1 protein-coding gene is annotated in these 276 nt (G+C 67.8%); it reads left to right on the forward strand.

From position 1 onward, the window contains the following. Positions 1–276 (forward strand): hypothetical protein (locus ACM0OW_RS25815; protein ID WP_414553568.1); only part of this gene is annotated, 276 nt, incomplete at both ends.

A 276-nucleotide genomic window follows, 5' to 3' on the forward strand; every position in this document is an offset into this window, starting at 1 on the left:
GGCCAAATCAGAAATCCCGCAGCCCTGCGCCTGTTGATCGGCTGGGCGGTGGTCGCGGTGGTGATCTTCGGCGGGCTGGCGGCGGCTGGGTTTTTGCCGCCTCACCCCGGGTTCGCGCAGGTGTTCATGCCGGCGGCCGCAGCGGTTCTGCTGCAGGGCGTCGTGGCCCTGATGGCGGCCAAACGCGGGAGGGCCAGACTTGGCTGGATCATCCTTCTGGCCCCGCCGCTGGCGATGCTGGTGATCGTGATTCTGTTCGTGGCCCTGTTCGCCTTC

It is taken from the genome of Anabaena sp. CCY 0017 (genome assembly GCF_963920885.1).
In the GTDB taxonomy this organism is placed as follows: Bacteria; Cyanobacteriota; Cyanobacteriia; order Cyanobacteriales; family Nostocaceae; genus Nodularia.